The sequence below is a fragment of the Anaerocolumna sp. AGMB13020 genome (assembly GCF_033100115.1).
GTDB lineage: Bacteria > Bacillota > Clostridia > Lachnospirales > Lachnospiraceae > Anaerocolumna.
Window position 1 is genome coordinate 1,267,556 of the sequence record NZ_CP136910.1, and the last position, 17,752, is coordinate 1,285,307.

Consider the following 17,752-nt stretch of genomic DNA (forward strand, 5'->3'; position numbering starts at 1 on the left):
AATTTCCTCTGGTTTTCCAACTCACTTTTAATAAGAAAAACAGCCCCCAAAAATAAGGGAGCTGTTTTTGTTTTGTTAATTCTTTATTTAGGAAAACTATCCCTACAACTACAGTTACGAAGCCGTTTATATTTTGTTAAATTTTTTATTCCAAGGAATTGCTATAAGGTGGTACTCCGCTATTCATAATTACAGAAAAATATCCTTCTTCAATTAATCTATGATCCTCCCATAGATTTTCCGATAAGAAATATTTAAAACTGTTAAGTCCTGCATTCCAATAAGAATCTATATAATACCAGGTTCCATCAAGCTTCACCTTATTCCATGCATGGCCTGCGAAGCCAATTCCGCTTCGGTTATCCGCACTTCCAATACAATAATATACTTCTATTCCAATACATTCAGAAAGGAAACAAAAGGTTTCTGCATAGGAGGCACATACTCCACTACCAGTCAATATAACACCAGATATTAGATCCGTATAAGTATCATCGACAAATTTGCCGGTATAAGTTGAGTTCAGATAAGTCTGTAAGATCTTAACTTTTTCTCTGTCGCTCAGGGTCGCAGAAAACAGGTTATTATCCTCTAATAACTTTCTGACAGCTGTCATCGTAATTAATTCTTTCCCTGTATAACCACTCAGATTATTGCTTTTGATTGCATCAACAGGATCCAGTTTTTCATATCCGTCACCGACAACAACTTTTAACTCTTTTGTGATACCCGCAACAGTAACTTTTATGTAGCAGGTTCCTTCTTTGATTCCTTTTATGTAAATACCTTCACAGCGTTTATAATTACTGTTTAGATCTATATGATAACTTTTTTCTGCTACCGCGATTTCATTGTTTGTTGAGACGATTTCAACATCCTTCATAAGCGGCAGTATATCTTTAGCAAAACCTACATATTCCTCAATATTTGTTTCAAGCCATAAATCCGGAACCGTAAATCCATCATAAGCTGCCGCATTCATTGCAATAGTCTGAATCTTTTTACCATGTACAGAGGCAATAATTTCAAACTTTCCCGCCAAAGCAGCTGTGACCAGCCCTGTACTGCTGATTTTTACAGTTGAATTACCGGTAACTTTATAGTTAATCCCTAACTTTTCCAACTCAGCTGCCGTGTAGGTGCCAGATACGGGATTCAGACTTACTCCAGTTCCATTTACGAATACAGTAGTATAAGCAGGTTCAAAAGCTATCTTTGCAGGATTTATTACAGTTATTTTACATTTATAACTTTTATTACTTACAGATGCCTTAATAAAGGTGCTTCCATAACCGACAGCCGTTACTTTTCCTGAACTTGTAACTGTTGCAATGTTTTTGTTCATAGAAGTCCAGATAATTTTCTTGGTTGTCCCTGATACTTTTAAGGTTGTGGTTTCACCTTTTGTCAGGTATGTACTTGTAGTATTTAATGAGATTGCAGTAGATTTTGCTGAAGCAGATGCGATAAATGCTTGATTAGTAAATAGAAACCCGATTGAGAAAAGCATTGTAAAAACAAAGATACTGATGGTAGATCGTTTTTTCATCATAGATTTACTCCCCTGGTAAAATGTTTATGAGTTCATTGCTTTACTTTTTTATGAATTTGAATACAGATTTTTATATATTAATACATATTATAGCATTATATACATATTCTGTCAAAATTATCTTGCTATGATAAAAAGTTATCCATGTTTTGGATAAGAATACAATGTTATTTCTTGTAAATTATGTAACTGATTTATTTACTTTTACTACACCCGTTCCAAATCATAAGCCTGCTTTATATCTAACCATGTACCAATATCAAAAAAAATGAGGAGGGATTTCGTAATCTTTTTTGAGTATGATTACTTTTTAATTCTATAAAAGCGTACCTTTCATGACAAATTTCATACCTAAAGGTACGTGTATGAGCATATTGAAAATATACCTAATAATCCGATTGTATATCCAACCAGGCAAATTTTTTCGCTAAAGGTTCTTTATTCATATCATGGATTAAGTCACTTCGTGAGAGCTATGATATTGAAGTAAGAGCCTGGGATTTTGGTAGTGGAAGTTCTAAAGTATAACCATAATATAATAAAAATAAATTATAACTAAGCTCCACTCTATAAATTTCTCAGACCTTTACCTGCTCTTAACCTTTTTATTAGATTTTCTAATGCTTCTGCTTCACTCTCAAACATTTTCTCTGAACCAGTAACCTTACTTGCTCTTTCATCTGTTGCGTAAATATACCACTGGCCACCTTCTTCTCGAATTACTAATTCATTTTCTTTGTTATAGCGATTTTCAAAAAAATTAAATCCTTTAAGTTCTTTTTTAAATACAAATAATAGCCTTCTTGCCTTGTCATATATTCCTCCCTTATTTAATTTCCTTTAGTAACCCTAATTTTTCTAGTTGCTTAGAGAGAATTTTGAAAACAAAACTAACAATAAATTTATGTTATTTAGTTAGTTGAAAATCCTAAAATATAACCATTGGCATAGGTCAGCGTAATCCACTTACAATTACTTGACTAAGTTGCATTACATCGTATCAAATCCATCAATTTGTTGATACTCTTTCTGACACTTTTGGGAGATTGGTAACGGTTCTCCGATTTCCTGCGTTCTTTGACTACACCTTAAAATCCTTTTGAATACCCAACAAGGCATTTTTTTGCATAAGTCTTTCAAATTAATTAATATCTCCTGCCATTACTTCGTAAGGGCTACGATATTAATTAATTTAAGAGACCGGAATTTAAGGGAGTTGGAAGTAATAAAGTATAACCATAATATTAAATTAAATTTAATGCATTATCTTATATTGAAATTTAATTTTTTTACTAAGCTTTAATAACGCCTCCTCCTCTTTGTCAAAATACCATTCTAAATGCATACCCTTTTCGCTATTTTGAAAGACCTTCCATTGACCTTTTACTTCATCAAATCCATATCCCATTATAAAATCTGCATCTGTTAATTGCCCAAGCTCTACTTTCCATAAACCAATATCATTTTGAAGTTCTTCAATACTCTCAATTAGTTCTTTCTTTATCATACTCAATTCCCCTTTATAATTCCAATTTTACTTAATACGTCTCCTCCAAAAGGAGTAACTATTTGTCCAGCACCACCAGACATATCGCCCCAACTATTTGCATTTCCTTTAACCCCGTAAGTTACATCTACAGAATTCCCCAATGCATTACTTGTATTATTTATGAAGACGTCATAACTATCGCATAATTCTTCAAAAGTATCAATATCCCATCCATCTATTCCCTCTTTTTCTAAAATACTATTAAAGGAATCTAAATCTTTCCCATTAATCGCATCAATCTTATCAAAATAGGTCTCATTATTAAAAGTTCCTATATGATATGCTGCTTCATTTTCAACATATGGAATTGCTCGTTCACTATAAGAATATTTACCGCTTACAGGTACATCTGCAAAATTAGAACCACCCATATAGCCATATCTGTCCCATGTGTCTGGTAATCCATCGCTTCTAGAAATGGATGTTATTGTGCTTTCATCAAATCCTAATTTATCTGGCCAATCATAAATAACATTTCCTTTTGCATCAAACCCATTTATATATTGCAAATCACTTGGAACATTAATATCAGAGTTATATCTTGAGCTTTCGAACAGTTCTTGTAATTTCTTCACTTTTTGAGCATCTGTTAAGTCTGTTCTATTACCAATAGTTTTTGCTACATCACTAAATTCACTAAATGAATTTACGCCACCTTTAATTGCATTATGAACCTCATCTAGCCCTGTAACCTTAATTCCATTCTTAATCAATGCTTTATCCGCAATCATTCCCGTTGTGGACCCTAACAGAATCGCCAAAGCAACCGTCACCGTAGAAGGCACACCTGCCTTATCACAAACGATTACAGTTGACCCTGACACCACTTCCGCCAGGATATCTGCGGCAAACATTTTGGCTAAAGCCCCACCGCCTTTCGCGATTGCAGCTCCATATCCTAAGGTCGCCAGGCTTACTACCCCTGACACTACCTTAAAAGCTTGTTCATCACCCGTTAGATAATCTCCCGTTATAAGGGTTTTACCCGTTGCTGCCTCAATAATAGGAATAACGACCGTCATTTCGCTTAACGATTCTAACAGTTCCTTCCAGAAAGGGGAGTCCTTTTTATGAGCAAATTCTTTTAATACCAGGCTGTCCAGATACTCCTGCAAAGTCTCCTCATTTGGGTCTATTTTATCATTATTTACCAGATTTTCATAGTCTTTTGCAAATAAATCCGCAAAGTCATCCACTTTCTGATAATTAGTGAGACTTTTATTCTTATTACGGCTGCCTATAAAATCCTCCAGGTTAAGAGAGGTCATATCTCCCCCAACCTCATCATACATTCCAGCCCCTACATACATACTTGTGTGTTCCTGTAACCCAATGGTATTATCCGTCTTTGCGTCTCTCATATCAATGGTAGCCATCAGATCCATGGCTTGCTCTCCTTGATTTCTCCAGTTTCTCTATCAAGGGTATTTGTCCTTAGAAATATTCTTTATCGGACATCTTCTGTTAACTCCTACAGAAAATTGGACTTCTCGGATGTCTCCTGCTGTTTTGAATTTTACTTTGGTCTCTTCATAGAGAATTATTGATTTTCACTTTTTTAAATTCGCATAATAAAACGCACATTTCGCAACAAATTTTTTTGCTACAAAAAGTACGTTTATATGAGCGTATTGGAACTACACCTAAAAATCCGATTATATACCCAAGGCAAATTTTTTCGCTAAAGTCTCTTAAATATAATTAATACCTCCTGCCATCACTTCGTAAGGGCTCCGATATTAATTAATTTAAGAGACTGGGATTTAGGTTGTTGGAAGTCCTAAAGTATAACCATAATTAGATATAACAATAATATATTATTGATTTAATTTAAATACCAGTTCCTCTGCCTTATCCATTTCAATCAATAAGGGGTTCATATAATCACTAAAGGCGTCAAGATATGCTCTACAGCCACCATTAATTATAATTTTTTTAGTATCCTCATTATATAATAAAATCTTTTGTGCTTTGTCATATCTGTCATATAGAGTTTTCAAAATTGGTCGATTAGGGTCATCCTCTAACCGCCTTTTTAATAATTCAAGCACTTTAACAATTTGTATTTCTAATTGTTTCTTACTCTCTTCCATCTTTAACCTCCTATGGTTTTACTTCTCGTATACTTTTAATCCAATTCAAATCCCAATTCTGTGGTAACAAAAATTGGTCTGCATCTCCTGCAAGTCTTGCTCCACTCATAGTAAACTGTTCTTCAACACGCCCAATGTTTAGTGTGCTTCCCTTTGGAATAACTATTTCAGCTTCATATTTAAGTGTATTTTTCCATTCTGGTAAAATCGCACTATCAACTTTTGTCTGAATTCTGTTCAGGGCAGGATTACTAGTTGCAAATGCACCGCCCGCTTCTGCATTGTGCCCAAACGAACGATATACTGTAATATCTTCATTCGTTACAACAGTTCTATAATTCCCATCTTTAAATGTCTTTACTAATGAATTCGGTAGTTCTTGTTTATTTATTACAGTAACCTTTGTATCAATTTTAGTGCTATAACTTCCATAAGAATTACTTCCACCCTTAATTACATCATCTGACCTTTTAATAGCTTTATCAACCTTATCCATACCTTTCAAATACTGAGCATATTCCTCAGAGGTCATACCATAAGGTATATCATACTTCCCATTAGCAACATCATCCCAATACTTTTTGTATTTTACAGTATCATCAATCTCAATTCCGTTCTTAAGCAACGGTGTATTTTTAAGCAATGCTTTATCCGCAATCATTCCCGTCGTGGACCCTAACAGAATCGCCAAAGCAACCGTCACCGTAGAAGGTACACCTGCCTTATCACAAACGATTACAGTTGACCCTGACACCACTTCCGCCAGGATATCTGCGGCAAACATTTTGGCTAAAGCCCCACCGCCTTTCGCGATTGCAGCTCCATATCCTAAGGTCGCCAGGCTTACTACCCCTGATACTACCTTAAAAGCTTGTTCATCACCCGTCAGATAATCTCCTGTTATAAGGGTTTTACCCGTTGCTGCCTCAATCATGGGAATTACGACCGTCATTTCGCTTAACGATTCTAACAGTTCCTTCCAGAAAGGGGAGTCCTTTTTATGAGCAAATTCTTTTAATACCAGGCTGTCCAGATACTCCTGCAAAGTCTCCTCATTTGGGTCTATTTTATCATTATTTACCAGATTTTCATAGTCTTTTGCAAATAAATCCGCAAAGTCATCTACTTTCTGATAATTAGTGAGACTTTTATCCTTATTGCGGTTGCCTATAAAATCCTCCAGGTTAAGAGAGAGCATATCTCCCCCAACCTCATCATACATTCCAGCCCCCACATACATACTTGTATGTTCCTGTAACCCAATGGAATTATCTGTCTTTGCATCTCTCATATCAATGGTAGCCATCATATCCATTGCATTATTAAACCCTTTATAAAGTGGATTTTCCAGATATTCATCTATATCATATAAGACATCACTGGTATAGCTTAACAACGCACTTCTATGTTCTACGAACTCATCGATCCGCTGTCCTTGGGAAGTGAAGCCTGCTCCCAGGGAGTGGGCGTCCAGTTCGCCTTCGATGTCCTTACACAGATCATCCAGATCAGCGAAATCAAAGAGGAGGTTAGCGGAATAACCCATGGTAATATTTGATCTCTCCAACCAGGTGTATTTGTCAATTATTTCTCTTCCCAGTTGTCTTACCATTTCGCATCCCCCCGCTGCAATGCTCTTGCCAGTATCATATCCTGTTCTATCATGTCTATGATAGCATTTATTGCAAACTGATACGCTTTACTATACAGATTAATCAGTGTTTGGGTATGATTGTAACAGCGTGAATAAAACACAAGCATTTCTTCTTTTGCTTTTCCTTCATATGTAACCTCTTCTTCAAGCAGGTTCAGGGAGTTTTCTATTTGTTTCATTGCATCTCCCAATTCAGAGACCATTAACAGAAGCTTGTCAAACTCCTGCATCATCTCAACGGAAATCTTAATGTTAGCAGCCATTATATACTCCCTCCTTACTGTTTATCTGAAATAACTTCAGCAGCAGCTGTCTGAATTGCAGTGAGCCACCCCGCTTCATCTGCTTGGAAGCAGGCTCATAGAGATAGCCCTGGTTCTCTTTCTGGTATAGGATATAGGTACCACCGGATTTATTCTGCTCAAATTCCTGCAGGAAAGTGATATTCCTTAATTCCGGACTCTCTAAATCCTGGTACCATTCTTCAAATTCCGTCTTTGCTGCTATTCTCTCCTTGGAATCCTCTTCTGCCAGAAAAGGGATATTCCTCATATATTCATATAAGAACAATTCCTTTTTTAAGACCGTCATTTCATAACCCTTATCGGTCTTACCGAGACATATAATGTTTTTTTTATCTTTTGCAAAAGCGATATTCATCTGATTCATTATCAGATACCGCTGTGATTTCTTGTATTCTTCCAATACCTTTACTGCAAGGCAAAAGCTTTCGGTCGGTTTCTTATTCTCATCTAAAAACTTGTTCTCTGCCAGCTGTGACAGGGTCTTCTCTATGTATTCCTTTGATATTTCCTGAGGTGCACTGAAATTTGTGCCAAATATTCGCTTTCCATCTAATACACTGTTAAAACAGATAAGTTCCTCTTCCTTGAACAACATCCTATATCCTCTCCAATTCCTGGTAAGATTTACTGTTGCCGGTAAACTGATCCATATTTCGATTGTGTTCCTGCAAGGTTTCCAGGGCTGCCTCACAGGTGTTTCCATTGACTTTCGCCGTTTTTACTTTTCCTATGGCAGGCATTTTCTCACCGATCAATTGTCCATGATATTGCAGCACCAGATGCAGGTAGCTTTGAAATTCCTCTTTGCTCTTACCTTCCCACTGATCTGTTGTCTGCAGCATAGCAAGAAATTCCTTGCCTAATTGAAATGCCTTCTCTAATTTGTCGTTCATTTGGGATGTATTGTTCTTAAGCTCTACAAATCTATCCCTGTCTAATACTAATTTTTCCATCGTTACTGCCTCCTGACTTACGATAAAGCTCCTTTATTTCTTTGCTTTCGCACTTTGCGCTGCTGCTCTTTCTCTTTCTTCTCTTTCCTGTTCTTCCCGGATACGCTGTCTTCTCCTCTCATCCTCAAGCCTGCTCTGTTCGGCATAATATTCATACAGGCTTTGAGCAGAGGCTAATTTATTGCGAAAAGCAGCTATCATATTTTTATAATAATCCAATAAATTTGTAGTATCCGTCTGGTAGACTTCAAATTTTAGATCATACATATTAACCAACTCTCCAGCTAAGTTCTTATCTTTGGTCCCTTTCATTATCTTAAACTCCATGTCACAGCCTGTTTTCAAATTGCTATATAGCTCTTCCGCTTTGGGAATCTTCTTATTTAAATATTTGACTAATTTACTGTATTCATCTCTTTTTCGTTCATTGTCCGAGGTATGAAAAAAATCACCAACCGAATCCCAGAAATACATCTTATTCCTCCTTCATTCCTATCTCTGTTTTTATCCGCTCTATTTTATTTTGCTTATTCCAAGCATATACAGTCTTATTGTGAATTCTGAAAAAAGCTGCAGTAGGAAAGGATTCTCTGTTACCATCCCCTTCCTGCTGCAGCCTCTTTACGACTTCATTCTTATAATTTTAGCCTGTCAGCGATTGCCTTATCTGTCTCCTCCAGGGTAGTTGCAGTTTGCGTTAACTGCGTTTGAATTCCAGTAAGAATCTGAGGCATCGTCTTGTCCAGAACCGGCCATAAGTCATTCGTAAAGCCGCTGATAAATGCAGATTGAGCAGCACCTTCCCAATTCGTTGCAATTTCATTGATTTTTGCATTCAATGCATTTGCATCTGCTGTCATTGCCTCCTGTTTCTGCTTGATAAAACTCGCTGCATCTCTTAGTTCTTCCGGTGTAATTCTAATGGTTCCTGCCATTTTTTTATCCCCTTTCAATTCGTATGATTTTATGTTAATGCTCCTTATTTTTAGGAGAATTAATATCTCATTCACATTCATCTAAATCAAGATGGTTTTTATCTGTGTTTTAGATACCATAACTTTGGTTAAGCTGTTATTTATATGTTATTAATTTATATTTTTTAATTTATGTTTTTTACTTACAGAAACAATATGACATTTATTTTTGTTTGTAGTATCTTTTTAGGGTGTTTTTGAAATATAAAATACACTTTCTATAAAAATCGTATACAAAAACAAACTTTTTTAAAAAATAGCACAGCCTTTTTATTTACTCCTTTCCTAAAAGTTATAAAAAGCTTGATTATGATACCTCCTCCCGGCAGGGCTTTACATATAAATACACAAATTTTGTTACATAAAAAACTGACCTCCCAATTGTTAGATTTTTAGGTCTAACTTTTTGGGGGGTCAGTTCACTTTTAACGTCTATTTCATTCTATATACTAGATTTTATAAACCTCTTACCATTCTTCTTCCTTCGTTACTACTACTTTAACTGTAGCTGACTGATTTCCGCACTTTATGGTAATGTTTGCTTTTCCAGCTTTCAATGGTGTATAAACCCAGCTTTCCTCTTCTTCATTATATACAACCTTTAAAACATCCGGTTTATCAGACTCAATGGTAACCTTATCGGTGGTATCCCAAGGATCCAGTTCATAATTAATTTCAAAATATTCATCACCTATATAGGTAGATAATTCTTCCTCTTCAAGAGTTATTGCCTGGCAGGGTGCTTCTGCTACAACAATAGTAACTGTTCCAATAAGAGTTCCCTGTTCTGAGCCTTCTTTTACAGTAACTTCTGCGGTTCCGGCTTTGTTACCATAGATATATAAACTGCTGTCGTTTTGTTTTAATAATAATACATTATTATCCTGATTAGCTTCATCGTAACCTTTTATCTCAAAATAATAACCTGTACTCTCTTTCCCATAATTAACCAGTGATAAAGCATTAATGGAATCACCTAACAACATTTCCTGTTTGCCTTCTGCAACACTGGTCTCTTTAATAACTACTTTGAAGCTTCCAAGAGTTCTGGTCTTTTTGTTGTAAGTTTCTTTCACCGTTATAGTATATGTACCGGCTTTTTTTGCCTCAAACTGATATCCGTAAATATAACGATCAGCTATAAAGCTTTTCAGAACATCCTGATATTCCTGATTATCTGTAACATCTTTTATATTGGAAGAACTATATTTCACTTCTTTTATTGTGAAATCATTACTACTGGAGGTCAGTGCATAGACTGCATTGGGATTACGATATTCAATACTGTACAAACTGCCGGAGGAGCTATAATATCCAGCAAGGTCAAAACCACCTTTTCCTACAGCAAATTCACTATCGGAATCACTTACCAGGGTTGCATTTTTTACTGTGACTTTACATTTTCCGATTGTTGTTTTTTTGCTTTTTAAAGTCTGTACAAGGGTTATTGTAGCACTTCCTGCTTTCACACCAGTGAGGTCCCCACCGCTTTTACCTATCTTAACAACTTTGGTATTGCTGGAAGTAAACTGATAGGTTGCACCCTTCACTGCATTTTTAACTGTTAATTTTTGCGGACTCTCAATTTCCCAGTAATTTTTAATATAATATACCTTGTTTGTCATTTTGCCAACCGGTATTGTTAGACTGGTTGTGCTTATTGCTGTCTTTTTCGTGGCTGCTTCTGCAACAACTCCAGGCATAGCCAGGTTCCCTATAACCAGTGCACAGCAAAATACCATTACTACTAAAAGTTGCGTAATTTTCATCTTCTGCATTTTCATAAATTATCTCCTTTGTTGTTAATTATTATCATATTATGTAAATTATACCAACATAACCTCATTTAGTTTAACAAATTTCTGACAAAAGTCAAGAAAATTATACTTTATTTTCATTTTATTTACATATCGATATTATTATACTCTGTTACTTTAATATGTCTAGCCTATATCTTCCTATACAAGTGATAACTATGTAAAACTTACCAGTAATATGAATAATCTGATTGTGACCAGTCACCTATTATTCACAGATTAAGTTTCATGTAACTGCAGTCTTATTTTCTGCGATGCTTCTGTGTTGAAAGTTGTCTGCCTTTTTCAGGATTAAAAGTAAATCTCATAGCTCACTGCATTCCCCTTATTGCTCTCAAATCATTAGATGGTATAATGCAATTAATAAAGAGGTTCAACATTTTAATATCAACAGAAATATATACAAATAAAATTCAATATAGTTTTTGTTTTTTTCTTAAATTATTTTTCACATATAATATGATTCGTTTTTTATTGTTTAGGTATTTATTTTATTTTTGAATTGAAATAATTCTAAAAATTAAGTCTATACATTAAAAATAATCACCTTAATTGAAGAACATATAATACTTATAATTATACATCTATCTACATCTCTCTATAATCTTCAGAATTTCTTCTCCATACTTATTTACCTTTGCTTCACCAAATCCAGATACCTTCAACAACTCTTTTCTACTCTTTGGCATTTTTAAAATCAAATCCTTCAGCTGGCTGTCATATAAAATACGGTTTAATTTTTTTTGACTCCACATTTAATATGATTAAAATAATTTTTTTTACGTAATTTTTTAATACTTTTAACAGAATTAAACAGAATCTAATCAAAAAAACATCAAGAACTAATTAAAAGTTCTTGATGTTTTTTTGCTGTTTACTGCCTTTAATGATTGCAGTTTAAAAAATAGGTGAACGAAAATTTAGTCATTCACCTATAATCGGTACATATTTTGCATAATCCTCCAGACTTTTTTTCTCACTGATTTTCTAAAAATTGCAGTAAAATTATCTCCTATTCTGATAACCCATGGGATTATTTTTCTGCCATCTCCAGGCATCTTCACACATATCATGTAAGTTTTTCTTGGCAGTCCAGTGCAATTCCTCTTTCGCAAGTGCAGCATCCGCATAACAGGTTGCGATATCTCCGGGTCTTCTTTCCTTAAGAATATAGGGTATCTCTTTGCCACAAACTTCTCGAAAGGCATGGAGCATTTCCAATACACTATAACCTCTTCCTGTTCCAAGGTTGTAGGCTCGTATACCCGGCTTCTCTGCCAACTTTTCCACAGCTTTTACATGTCCCAGGGCCAGATCGACAACATGAATATAATCACGTACACCGCTTCCATCCGGTGTGGGATAATCTGTCCCAAATACCCCTACTGCTTCCAACTTTCCGGCAGCAGTCTGGGTTATATAAGGTACAAGATTATTGGGAATTCCTTTGGGATCTTCACCGATCAAACCACTTTGATGTGCTCCTATGGGGTTAAAATATCTAAGAAGTATTATATTCCAAGCTGAATCTGACACATAGAGATCACGGAATATTTCCTCCAGCATGAGCTTGGTCCTGCCATAGGGATTGGTCACTGCCAAAGGAAAATCCTCTTTGATAGGTACTGTAACCGGATTTCCATATACGGTAGCCGAGGAACTGAATACTATATTTTTCACACCATGGTTTCTCATTACCTCTAAAAGTACCAACGTACCTGTTATATTATTCTGATAATATTCCAAAGGCTTATAAACAGATTCACCTACAGCCTTTAATCCGGCAAAATGAATTACTGTTTCAATCTTTTCCTGTTCAAATACCTGCATCAGATTATCTCTGTCCGTCAGGTCAGCACGATAGAATTTCAACTTTTTTCCGGTAATTGTTTCTACCCTTCGAAGAGCCTCTTCACTGGAGTTGCATAGATTATCCACTACTACTATATCATAACCTGAATCCAACAGTTCAACGCAGGTATGACTCCCAATATATCCGGCTCCGCCGGTTACCAATATCGACATTGTTTCCGCTTCCCTTCTGCTTCTCATTAACATTCCGCTCTTTTGTGCCAATTCCTCTACATCACAATATATATAATCATATTCTTCTCAGTATTCTATTCATAATGCACGTATTTATAGCTTAGAATTTTGAGTTTATTTCACTTGCCGTATATTTATTTAATTTAGCACCCAACTACAGGATCCCACGGCAGAGTGTCTCATCCTCTGTTTAATCTGGAAGCTCATTTTTGCCTGGGCGTTAAAGCTTCGGCCATATGACGTTTTATTCCTGCAATAGAATAAGCAATTCCGGCGTCTTCCAGTCCTTCGATTACGCTTTACAAAGAATCTATTTCAGTGTATAGGTTGGAAGCATTCCAGCGCTTGGAAGTCTGCTTACTATACTCCAACTGCTGTCCACATCCTTAAAACCGATACGAAAAGAACTTGCCAGGTTGCTGATTGCCGTCCTTTCAATTCTTGCTTCAAAAACAGAATCGTTGCTTACCACTGCAATATTAGTGTACCCCAGATCATTCCAGTCCCACATACTGTTATTGTCGGTATGACTATACAAATTTCCTAATTCAATTAAATAATCACTGCCGTTGTCAGTCCAGGTTTCATCGATATAACCAGTAGTAGCTTTATTATCGCTATCTAGGTAGATTTGAGCATTAGGCCCCAAGTTGCTTCCCTGTATGCAGATATAAATATAATTTAAATCATTGGTTATCTTAAGACTGGCAGCACTTTGTCCCCCTGCAGTTACCAAAGCTGTGATATTACTCCAGTCTGAGGAATTTCCATCTATTGTGATTGTCTCAGGTGCTGCAGGAGACGAAGGGTTCAGGGTTATGGCAGACTTTGCAGACGGAGTTGCGGTCGGGGTTATGGTCGACTTTGTGGTCGGCGTTGTTGTCAGGGTTGTTGTCGACTTTGTGGTCGGCGTTGTTGCCGGTGTGGTTGTCGGTGTGGTTGTCGGTGTAGTTGTCGGTGTAGTTGTCGACTTTGTGGTCGAGGTCACTGTAGGTGTTCCTGTATTGCCAACGGAAAAGTTTCCCAATTCCAGCCACCCGTCTGTATTTTGTCCTGCATTAGCAAATCCCAGTTTATTACCATTGGCAAGTGGATTTACGACTTTAATGCATATACTGTAAGACCCTGCTGCCAGGGAAGGGCGTGATTTGGTATACTCAAAAGTTTTTACTGTTCCATCTGCCGGTATGGTATTGAGATCCCAGGTTGTCGTCCAGCTCTTTATAAGCACTCCGTTCTGCTTAACTCCAATCTGTACTGGCCACATAGTATGATCATAATAGAAAGGAGCGATTCCGATATTCGTAATATCAATACCTAAATAAAGAGGAGCGGTGGTTGATAGATTATCATAATAAGCTGTTTTTATCTGGAAATCATAACCTAGCTGCTTGGCGGCTGTTTTGGCATTTGTTAAGGTGTGTCCGGTATAATACTTCATCTGATCGCACATCAGCCAGGTGGGATGGGCTTCGCTCAGGCAGGCATCCCAACTTTGATTTGTGGAGCCCTGCCAGGTTGTTCCGGAAAAGATGGTATTTTGATCCGGCGGATATATTTCACCGCCAATGACGTCAGTCTTCCATTTATTCTGCTGGTTTAAGTCAATCAATTTCTGTCCATAGCTCCAGCTTTGACCTCCCTTAGCTGCCGATAAGGTTGCATATCCAAAGGAATCATCGTGGTATCCAATGTTCACGCTGGTATTTGGTAGTCCTGACTTGGGTTCCCTGACGCATAGCTGCGTTTTATTAAAATAGGTCTCGAAAGCGGTCAGAACCTCCGCATACACTGTATTTGATATATTCCAGTTTTCTTTACCATCAGAGGTATCCTCATCATATGGCCAATTATGCCACTCCCCCCAGAAGCCCAAAAGTCCCAAAGTAATATATCCGATACGTGGGTCTCCATCGTATTTTGTACCAAAGGCTTTGATAAAATTCTGCATTGAGTTACGAAAGGTCTTGTTTTCATAATCTGGACTATAACCTGCTCCACCTAAGTCTACTGGTTCATTATAATAGCGCATGGCGAGACCGCCATCAATCAGAAACTGTGGTATACCAGTGGTCTCTCCCGGATAATCATAATAAAAACGAAATATTGCCTGATGCCCCCGTTCTGCTACTGCGTCCAGCCGGCTCTCTAGAGCAGACCAGTTAAAGGTATTCATACCCGTCTGCACCTCACGAACCGAAATGTAAAACCATTCAAGGCTATGAGGAAATGTTGTCGTGCTATAATCAAAAGGCACAAATCCTTTTAATGGATTGTTGTCAAAAGAAATTCCCGGACTAATTGTGTGAGCAGTATGACCTGCAGTACCAGTCAGCGAGGGATCCGTGGTTTTATACATAATGAATACTCCTATTATAAGAGAAAGTGATAGCATTAATACCCTTACTTTTTTTGTATTCATACGATATCCCTCCTTCTCAATTTTTCAGCTGTTCGCTGGAATCTCCTGTGGTAATTTAAAGGATAAATCCAATCCCTTCAGGCTATACAGCATAACCTAAACCTCAAACAATCTATTATATTTATTTAAATATCCGCTTCCATTCTCACTGTCTTTTGAGGTTATGGTTGATTCCTTATGAATCTATACCATATTTCTTATTATATACCTTTCTACTTGTATAAAATTATCGAATGTTGTATGATTCAGTCATTTTTTTTTAACTCCGATTATATTAAGTCCAACGATATAATTTGTAATGATATAAAGTCCAAAGATATAAATTGCAATGATATAAGGGCCTATGATATAAAATCAGAATGTTCATGGTAAAAGACTATTTCATTTTGTTTCATTTTATATTATTTACAGGAAGCTCAAAAGACACCTGCGTTCCCTTACTTTTCTCACTGATGACTTTCAATTCTGTGTTATACATCATCTTTAGCCTCTGGTTAATATTCCATATACCTATCCCCCGCTCTTTTGTAGTAACGGTCAGTATTTCTTTTAACTTTATCTCATCCATGCCCACTCCATCATCCTTTATCGTAAAAACCACCTTTTCTCCCTGGCACTTTATAGAAATTCTCACCGTTCCACCTACTATCTTTGCCATTACACCATGCCTTACTGCATTTTCTACCAACGGCTGCAATATCAGGGGAGGTATGGGAATATCCAGATTCTCAAGGTTTTTATCTATGTCATATTCAATCTGTAAACGCTCACCAAAACGTGTTTTCTCTATATATAAATATGCTTCCAGTAATTCCTGCTCTCTTGCCAGTGTGGATATTCCATCGATGCGTTTAAAATCAAAACTGTGGCGCAGATACTGTGCAAGCTCCACTACTACTTCCTCTGCCTTTTCCGGTGACGACACACATAAAGACGCAATGGAATTGAGAGCATTGTATAGAAAATGCGGATTTATCTGCGCTCGTAAAAAAGCAATTTCAGCATCCTCCGTCCGTTTAACGGAACTTTTCAGATTAATAAGCGCAGAAAAATATTGCATGGATAATAACAGAATCATCACCAATGCAAATATCATAATGAACACCTGTGAAAATCCGGAGCTTGTCTTTCGTCCCAGTGAAAATAGAATTGCATCCGCCGAATACAGATTGACTGTCAGTATGGCAATGAAGAGCAGCAAACCTTCTGCATTCCTGATATATAAAAAGATCGCTCTTACCAGTAATGCCAATAAAATCACTGTATTACAGGCCATTACCAGAAGGTGTATTTTATAATAAACGTATATCGGCAGTACCACCACTGCTGCCAGATATGCTCCATATAAAAAGGAAATGACCTTAGCGAAACGAGGAGGTAATAATCCTTTCTTAAATTTATGGAAGATCCATAACATCACAATAAAATTGGCAGATAAGAAGAAATCCTTCATCTTAAATACCAGGGTAAAGGGAATATCCGGCAGCAAAAGCAACAGGGGGCGTTGATCTGCCAAGCCATTTCCTATTGCAAACAGAAAGCAAAACAGTGCAAAAAGCGGCATTAAAAATTCTCTGACACCCCCTGCCCAGGCAACACCAAAGAAAATCAGATCAAGTAAAGCAATGGTTAGGAGAATAGCAAAGATCGCCAGAGCCAGCAGGTTATTTTTTTGAAACTGATGTAGCATAGCCGACTCACTGCCAAGTTCAAGAGAAACCGGAATACCAGCGTTCATGTATTCATAATTGGCTACCTGTACAATGATTTCAATTCTGTTGCTATTGCAGCTGAAAAACCCAAGCTGAGGCGTGTTCCCGGATTTGTACTCCTCTGCCTGTCCCGCCGGTTTTCCGTCAATGAGCAGTTCCTGATTATTTACATATATTTTGCTGGAAAAGCGGGCATTTCCTTTTTTCAGACCAAGTACTCCATGAAAGGGGATGTTCTCTACCACCAGCCGATATGTAGCATATCCAAAAACAGATACTTTCTTCTTACCAAAAACCTTTCCATTCCATAAACCTGGCACAGTCATATAACCGTCAGGTTCCGGCCTTGTCTCATTTTGAGCCGAAAAATCCTCCGGTGTCAGGAGCTGATTCCAATAGAATTCCCACTCACCATCCAGCGGAAGAATTTTTGTATGCTCCATGTTCCAATCCGCAAGCTCCAGCCTGCCTTTAACAGCGTGCAAATTTCTGCTTTTTCCTTGCTTTTGCTCAGGCATTGACAATAGCAGCATTGAAGTGAATACAACTATAATCAGAATAACGATTGAAACTCTTTTTAACAAATTGCTACCTCCATTGAAATCCTACTGGATTCTTTCAAACAGCCTTATGAGTGAAAGCAGAAACAGCAACCACCTGAGCATATAGCAGAGA

Annotated in this window: 15 protein-coding genes; all 15 read right to left on the reverse strand. The window is 36.9% G+C overall.

The window, feature by feature from the left end; genetic code table 11:
- Positions 1–145: 145 nt before the first annotated feature.
- Complete coding sequence (locus R2R35_RS05070) at positions 146–1,552, reverse strand: transglutaminase domain-containing protein (protein ID WP_317733417.1); 1,407 nt, start codon at positions 1,550–1,552, stop codon at positions 146–148.
- Positions 1,553–2,807: 1,255 nt separating this feature from the next.
- On the reverse strand, positions 2,808–3,059 hold the full coding sequence (locus R2R35_RS05075) for a hypothetical protein (protein WP_317733419.1): 252 nt from the start codon (positions 3,057–3,059) through the stop codon (positions 2,808–2,810).
- A gap of 2 nt (positions 3,060–3,061) precedes the next feature.
- Positions 3,062–4,486: a pre-toxin TG domain-containing protein gene (locus tag R2R35_RS05080; RefSeq protein ID WP_317733420.1), complete on the reverse strand. Its 1,425-nt coding sequence runs from the start codon at positions 4,484–4,486 to the stop codon at positions 3,062–3,064.
- 432 nt (positions 4,487–4,918) lie between these two features.
- Positions 4,919–5,194, reverse strand: coding sequence for a hypothetical protein (locus R2R35_RS05085; protein WP_317733421.1), 276 nt, complete (start codon positions 5,192–5,194; stop codon positions 4,919–4,921).
- A gap of 10 nt (positions 5,195–5,204) precedes the next feature.
- Complete coding sequence (locus tag R2R35_RS05090; RefSeq protein ID WP_317733422.1) at positions 5,205–6,806, reverse strand: hypothetical protein; 1,602 nt, start codon at positions 6,804–6,806, stop codon at positions 5,205–5,207.
- Complete coding sequence (locus R2R35_RS05095; protein ID WP_317733423.1) at positions 6,800–7,111, reverse strand: hypothetical protein; 312 nt, start codon at positions 7,109–7,111, stop codon at positions 6,800–6,802. The genes R2R35_RS05090 and R2R35_RS05095 overlap by 7 nt, the downstream gene beginning before the upstream one ends.
- The gene (locus R2R35_RS05100) at positions 7,101–7,748 is read right to left on the reverse strand and encodes a DUF5081 family protein (RefSeq protein WP_317733424.1); all 648 of its coding nucleotides are present in this window, start codon (positions 7,746–7,748) and stop codon (positions 7,101–7,103) included. Before R2R35_RS05100 ends, R2R35_RS05095 begins: the two co-directional genes overlap by 11 nt.
- 1 nt (position 7,749) lies before the next feature.
- Positions 7,750–8,106, reverse strand: coding sequence for a hypothetical protein (locus tag R2R35_RS05105; protein WP_317733425.1), 357 nt, complete (start codon positions 8,104–8,106; stop codon positions 7,750–7,752).
- Positions 8,107–8,139: 33 nt separating this feature from the next.
- Positions 8,140–8,580, reverse strand: coding sequence for a hypothetical protein (locus R2R35_RS05110; protein ID WP_317733426.1), 441 nt, complete (start codon positions 8,578–8,580; stop codon positions 8,140–8,142).
- Between the two features lie 161 nt (positions 8,581–8,741).
- On the reverse strand, positions 8,742–9,041 hold the full coding sequence (locus R2R35_RS05115; RefSeq protein ID WP_317732143.1) for a WXG100 family type VII secretion target: 300 nt from the start codon (positions 9,039–9,041) through the stop codon (positions 8,742–8,744).
- A gap of 506 nt (positions 9,042–9,547) precedes the next feature.
- Positions 9,548–10,864, reverse strand: a complete 1,317-nt coding sequence (locus tag R2R35_RS05120) for a hypothetical protein (RefSeq protein ID WP_317733427.1) — start codon at positions 10,862–10,864, stop codon at positions 9,548–9,550.
- 617 nt (positions 10,865–11,481) lie between these two features.
- The gene (locus R2R35_RS24630; protein WP_317733428.1) at positions 11,482–11,652 is read right to left on the reverse strand and encodes an HRDC domain-containing protein; all 171 of its coding nucleotides are present in this window, start codon (positions 11,650–11,652) and stop codon (positions 11,482–11,484) included.
- 250 nt (positions 11,653–11,902) lie between these two features.
- Positions 11,903–12,922: a UDP-glucose 4-epimerase GalE gene (gene galE, locus R2R35_RS05130; RefSeq protein ID WP_317734747.1), complete on the reverse strand. Its 1,020-nt coding sequence runs from the start codon at positions 12,920–12,922 to the stop codon at positions 11,903–11,905.
- 331 nt (positions 12,923–13,253) lie between these two features.
- On the reverse strand, positions 13,254–15,365 hold the full coding sequence (locus R2R35_RS05135; protein ID WP_317733429.1) for a hypothetical protein: 2,112 nt from the start codon (positions 15,363–15,365) through the stop codon (positions 13,254–13,256).
- Between the two features lie 391 nt (positions 15,366–15,756).
- The gene (locus tag R2R35_RS05140) at positions 15,757–17,661 is read right to left on the reverse strand and encodes a sensor histidine kinase (RefSeq protein ID WP_317733430.1); all 1,905 of its coding nucleotides are present in this window, start codon (positions 17,659–17,661) and stop codon (positions 15,757–15,759) included.
- Positions 17,662–17,752: the final 91 nt, after the last annotated feature.